Origin of the sequence: Streptomyces sp. SID5910, from assembly GCF_009862125.1 — a bacterium.
Classification (GTDB): Bacteria; Actinomycetota; Actinomycetes; order Streptomycetales; family Streptomycetaceae; genus Streptomyces.
In genome coordinates this window covers 1-5,459 of sequence record NZ_WWHX01000700.1, presented here as the reverse complement: position 1 = coordinate 5,459, position 5,459 = coordinate 1, and the positions used below count along the sequence as shown (strand labels likewise).

The 5,459-nt window shown below is 74.2% G+C and carries 4 protein-coding genes; all 4 read left to right on the top strand.

Features of this window, described 5'->3' with window-relative positions:
- Positions 1-1,420, top strand: a 1,420-nt coding sequence (locus GTW67_RS24520; protein WP_237519012.1) for a GlnX family signal transduction membrane protein, incomplete at its 5' end; no start/stop codon positions are given.
- Positions 1,421-1,479: 59 nt separating this feature from the next.
- Positions 1,480-2,532, top strand: a complete 1,053-nt coding sequence (locus GTW67_RS24515) for a glutamate ABC transporter substrate-binding protein (protein ID WP_161166969.1) — start codon at positions 1,480-1,482, stop codon at positions 2,530-2,532.
- A 59-nt stretch (positions 2,533-2,591) separates the two neighbouring features.
- Positions 2,592-3,926: a coiled-coil domain-containing protein gene (locus tag GTW67_RS24510; RefSeq protein WP_161166968.1), complete on the top strand. Its 1,335-nt coding sequence runs from the start codon at positions 2,592-2,594 to the stop codon at positions 3,924-3,926.
- A 22-nt stretch (positions 3,927-3,948) separates the two neighbouring features.
- On the top strand, positions 3,949-5,459 hold a 1,511-nt coding region (locus tag GTW67_RS24505), incomplete at its 3' end, for a serine/threonine protein kinase (RefSeq protein ID WP_161166967.1).

Genomic DNA, 5,459 nt, shown 5'->3' with positions numbered 1-5,459 from the left:
ACCGCCGGGCACGGGCGTGCCCCCGCTGCCCGCCGTGCCGCCCCAGCCCCTGCCGCGGCAGCGGTCGGGCAGCGGCGCACCGCCCGGTTCCCCGCCGCCCGCCGCGCGCCGCACCGCGTTCGCCGAGGGCGTGGACCGTCTGCGTGCCACGGCCACCACCGAGCCGGGCCGGCTGCGCATCATCGGCGCCCTGCTCGCCGCCCTCGTCCTCGCCTTCGGCGCGGTCACCGCCTGGCAGATGAACGAGCGTTCGGCCGCCGCGGACGACGTGCTCAACCGGAGCCAGCCGCTCAGTTCCGCCGCTGCCGACATCTACCGCTCGCTCGCCGACGCCAACACCGCGGCGTCCAGCGGGTTCCTGGCCGGCGGCCAGGAGACGAAGGCCTCCCGCGACCGGTACGAGAAGGGCGTCCGCACGGCCGCCGAGGGCCTCGTGAAGGCCGCCGCCAACTCGGACGCCGGCTCCCCCGCCGCCGCGACCATCACCCGGCTGAACCGCCTGCTGCCCCAGTACAAGGGCCTGATCGAGCGTGCCCGCACCTACAACCGGCAGGGCTTCCCGGTCGGCGGCGCCTATCTGCGCTACGCCAACGAGAAGATGCAGCAGGAGATGCTCCCGGCGGCGGAGGACCTCTACACCCGGGAGAACCAGCGCCTGAGCGGCGACTACGCCGACGCGAAGCCCTACCCCTGGGCGGCGATCGCCCTCGGTGTCCTCGCGCTCGCGGCCCTCGGCTGGGCGCAGCACCGCAACTACCGGCGCACCAACCGGGTCCTCAACCACGGCCTCGTCGCCGCCACGACGGCCGCGACGATCGTCCTGCTGTGGCTGGTCGTCGGCCACACCGTCGCACGGTCCGACCTGAACGACTCCTACGACCACGGCGTGCGCTCCCTGAACGCGCTGCACGAGGCCCGCATCGCCTCCCTCAAGGCCCGCGGCGACGAGAACCTGACGCTGGTGGCGCGCGGCGCGGAGACGAAGAAGGTCGGCGACGAGACGTACGACGCGTACGACTTCGACTTCGAGAAGAACATGACCACCCTCGGCAAGGGCCTGGCCGAGGCGCGGCGGCTCGCCGACGACGAGGCGGGCACCCGGCCGGTCACGGCGGCGAACGACAACATGACGGAGTGGAAGAAGCGCCACGCCTCGGCCCGTGAGCAGGACGAGAACGGCAACTACCAGCAGGCGCTGGACCTGGTGATCGGCGGCAAGGGCGCCACGGTCGAGTGCTTCGACGGCGTCGACGCGTCGCTGGCCGACGCCCTGGACCACGAGAAGAACGAGTTCGAGCGGGCGGCGGGCGACGGCCTGGGCGCGATGAGCCTGCTGCCCGAGGGCGCCGCCGCGCTCGCCGTCCTGGGCGCGGCCGGCGCGCTGCTGGGCATCGGCCGCAGGCTGTCGGAGTACCGGTGAGGCGCGGCCGGGGCCCGGCGGGCGGGCGGGAAGGAGTGGCGGTGAAAGGGGGCGTGACGATGCGTGCGCGACGACTGCGGACCGGCCTGAAGGGCTGGGGCGGGGTGGGTGCGATGGCGTTCGCCTGCGCCCTGGCGGTGCTCTTCGCGCTGCTCCTGCCCGTGGTCCGCTCACACGGCGAGGGCACCGCGGGCGCCCCGGGCACCGGCGGCCGGGGCGCCGCCCAGGGACGCCAGGCGCGCGCCGCCGAGGAGTGCACGGACCCGGAGAAGCAGACCCTGTCCCCGGCCGGCGGGGACGGCCCCACCATCGAGGCCATCCGGGCCCGCGAGGGCGCCAAGCGCAAGCTGATCGTCGGCGTCGACCAGAACAGCTACCGCTGGGGCTACCGCGACCCGAACAGCGGCGGCGACGCGCAGCTGGAGGGCTTCGACATCGACCTGGTGCACCGCATCGCCGAGGACATCCTCGGCGACCCGGACGCGGTGCAGTTCAAGGCGATACCGACCGACCAGCGGGTCCCGGCGATCCAGGACGGCCGGGTCGACATGGTGGTCCGCACGATGACCATCAACTGCGACCGGCTCGCCGACGTCGCCTTCTCCGCGCCCTACTTCAGGACCGGCCAGCAGCTGCTCGCCCCCAAGTCCTCGGACATCACCGGGTACGACGGCACGCTCGCCGGCAAGAAGCTCTGCACGGCGGCGGGTTCGACGGCGCTGAGCACGCTGAAGCAGGACCAGGCGGACGGCAGGGCGGCGGCCGGCGCCGACCTCGGCACCACCGTGCCCAACCAGCTGGACTGCCTGGTGCGGCTCCAGCTCGGCGAGGTCGACGCGGTGGTCACCGACGGCGCGCTCGCCGCGAGCCAGGCCGCGCAGGACCCCACGGTCGAACTGAAGGGCGACCCCTTCACCACCGAGTACTACGGCGTGGCGATGAAGAAGGACGCCGACGACCTGGTACGCCGGGTCAACCAGATCCTCGTGGAGTGGCGCGCTGACAAGGCCCGGGGCTGGCAGCACTCGTACGGGACGTGGCTGTCGCAGACCATGGGCGACGACTCCCGCAAGTCGGAGCCGCCGGCCCCCCAGTACCTGCGCGGGAGCTGAACGGCCGCAGCACCGCGGGGAAGAGCACGCACGAGTCGGCGACGAGCGAAAGGTGATCGATGGGCGACACGGGACCCACCGGGCCGGTGATGGACCGGGACGAGGTGGACCGTGCGCTGGCGCGGCTCGGCGCGGAGCACGAGGCGATCGAGACCTCGCTCCTCGCCCTCCAGGACCACGCGGGCCGCAGACTCCTGGAGGGCGCCGGGCTCACGGGCGTGACCGAGGAGCGCTGGGCCGCCGCGGAGGCGTCGATCACCCTGCTGTGGTCCTACTTCGACGCGTACACGGGCGCCCTGCGCACCGCCCGGGAGATTCGCGCCCGGCGCCGCTGGTCCAGCCGCGAGGACCTGGCGGAGCTGACGGAGCTGCTGCGCGGCGACGCGGTCTCCGTGGCCGGCAGCGCCGCCGCCACCGCCGGCGCGCCCACCCTGAACGGCGGCCCGGGCCGGCTCAGCGAGCGGTACTCGCTGGTCACGCTGGTGGACCGGATGAACCAGCTGTACGCGGCCTCCCTCGACCTGGTGGTCGCCGCCGACGCGGTGTGGTCGGCGCTGCCCGCGCGCATCGATTTACTCGCCGCCGAGCTCCAGCGCACCCGCCGCCTCGCGCACTCGGTGGGCGTGCGCCCCGGCGAACACCCCGCAGGCGACGACCTGGAGCGGATCACCCGCACCCTGACGCGGCTGCGCGAGCAGGTGGTGTCCGACCCGCTGGCGTTCTGGGTGCCCACCGAGGGCAGCTCGGCGCCGGGCGGCGGACGCCCGGACACCACGGTCTACGACCGGGAGGCCCGCGCCCTGGAGGACGTGCGCCGCGAGATCGACGCGGTGCTGGCCGTCCGCCAGGACGCCGAACAGCGGATCGTGCGGCTGCGGGACGTGCTCTCCCGCGCGGACCGCACGCTCGCCGAGGCCCGCACCGCGCGCGGCGAGGTACTGGCGAAGATCGCCGCGACGGAGGTGCCCGTGGTCAGCGGACCGCCGACCGTGCTCCAGGAGCAGCTGGCGACGGCCGCCGAGTACCGCAGGCACGCCCAGTGGCACCGCCTGTCGCCGCTGCTGGAGTCCCTGGAGGAGAAGGCCGAGGACGAGCTGCTGCGGGCCCGCGAGTCGTTGACGGCGGTCACCGCGCCGCTCGCGGTCCGTGCCGAGCTGCGCGGCCGGCTGGACGCGTACAAGGCGAAGGTGGCCCGGCTGGGCTTCGCGGAGGACCCGGAGCTGGTCGAGAAGTACGAGAAGGCGCGCCGCATGCTGTGGAGCGCGCCCTGCGACCTGCGCGTCGCCGAGGGGGCCGTCCTGCGCTACCAGCACGCGGCGGCCGAACTGCTGGGCTCCGCGCCGCGCGTGCCCGGGCAGGGCGGGCCGGTGGACCGGACGGGGCCGGGCGCATGAGCGACAACGGGGAGGCCACGGCATGAGCCAGGAGCAGCGGACCTGTCAGCGTCCCGGCTGCGGCGGGTCCTACGAGGACATGGGCGGCGGCGAGCTGTACTGCGACACCTGCGGTCTCGCGCCGGTCGTCGCGTCCAACGGCATGGTGGGCTCGACGCCGACCGGGATCACCGGCGGCGGGCGGGGTTCGCGCGGCTCGGCGGGCAGCGGGAGCGCGCGCACCAGCGGCCGCAGCGCGCGTACGTCGTCGCAGTCGGCGAAGTCCCGGCGCTCGGTCTCGGGGCGGCTGTCGCGGTCGGTGTCGGGCCGCTCCACGGGCCGTTCGGTGTCGGTGCGCAGCTCGGGTTCGCCCGCCGGCTCGTCGACGCGGGGGCGGATCGGCGCCGGCCTGGTCGAGGTCCCGGCGATCCCGCGGCCCGACCCGCGCGCGATGGTCCTGGACAACCCCGAGGTGCCCGAGCGCAAGCGGTTCTGCTCGCGCTCGGACTGCGGCGCCCCGGTCGGGCGGGCGCGCGGGGACCGGCCGGGCCGCACGGAGGGCTTCTGCACCAAGTGCGGCCACCCGTACTCGTTCGTGCCCAAGCTGAAGTCCGGGGACGTCGTGCACGGCCAGTACGAGGTGGCGGGCTGCCTCGCGCACGGCGGGCTCGGCTGGATCTACCTCGCCGTCGACCGGGCGGTGTCGGACCGCTGGGTGGTCCTCAAGGGCCTGCTGGACACCGGCGACCAGGACGCGATGGCGGCGGCGATCTCCGAGCGGCGCTTCCTCGCGGAGATCGAGCACGCCAACATCGTGCGGATCTACAACTTCGTCGAGCACCTCGACCAGCGCACCGGCTCCCTCGACGGCTACATCGTCATGGAGTACGTGGGCGGCAAGTCCCTCAAGGAGATCGCCAACGCCCGCCGCACGTCCGGGGGCCGGCGCGATCCGCTGCCGGTCGAGCAGGCCTGCGCGTACGGCATCGAGGCGCTGGAGGCGCTCGGCCACCTGCACAGCCGCAACCTGCTGTACTGCGACTTCAAGGTCGACAACGCCATCCAGAGCGAGGACCAGCTCAAGCTGATCGACATGGGCGCGGTGCGCCGCATGGACGACGACGAGTCGGCGATCTACGGCACGGTGGGGTACCAGGCCCCGGAGGTCGCCGACGTCGGCCCCTCGGTGGCCTCCGACCTGTACACGGTCGGCCGGACGCTCGCGGTGCTGACGTTCGACTTCCAGGGCTACACCACCGTCTACGCCGACTCCCTGCCCGACCCGGACAACATCGAGGTGTTCCGGCAGTACGAGTCGTTCTACCGGCTGCTGGTGCGCGCCACCGATCCCGACCCGGCCCGCCGGTTCGCCTCCGCGCAGGAGATGGCCGAGCAGCTGACGGGCGTGCTGCGCGAGGTGGTGTCGCTCCAGACGGGCCGCGCCCGGCCGGCGCTGTCGACGCTGTTCGGGCCCGAGGTGCGGGTCACGGACACGGAGCTGTTCCCCCGGCTGGACGGCGAGGTGTCGCGGCTGGGGGCCCGGGTGCCCGGCAC

Excerpts from the sequence above, each read along its gene's own strand:
- GTW67_RS24515 (WP_161166969.1), top strand. The coding sequence starts at position 1,480 with ATGCGTGCGCGACGACTGCGGACCGGCCTGAAGGGCTGGGGCGGGGTG.
- GTW67_RS24510 (WP_161166968.1), top strand. The coding sequence starts at position 2,592 with ATGGGCGACACGGGACCCACCGGGCCGGTGATGGACCGGGACGAGGTG.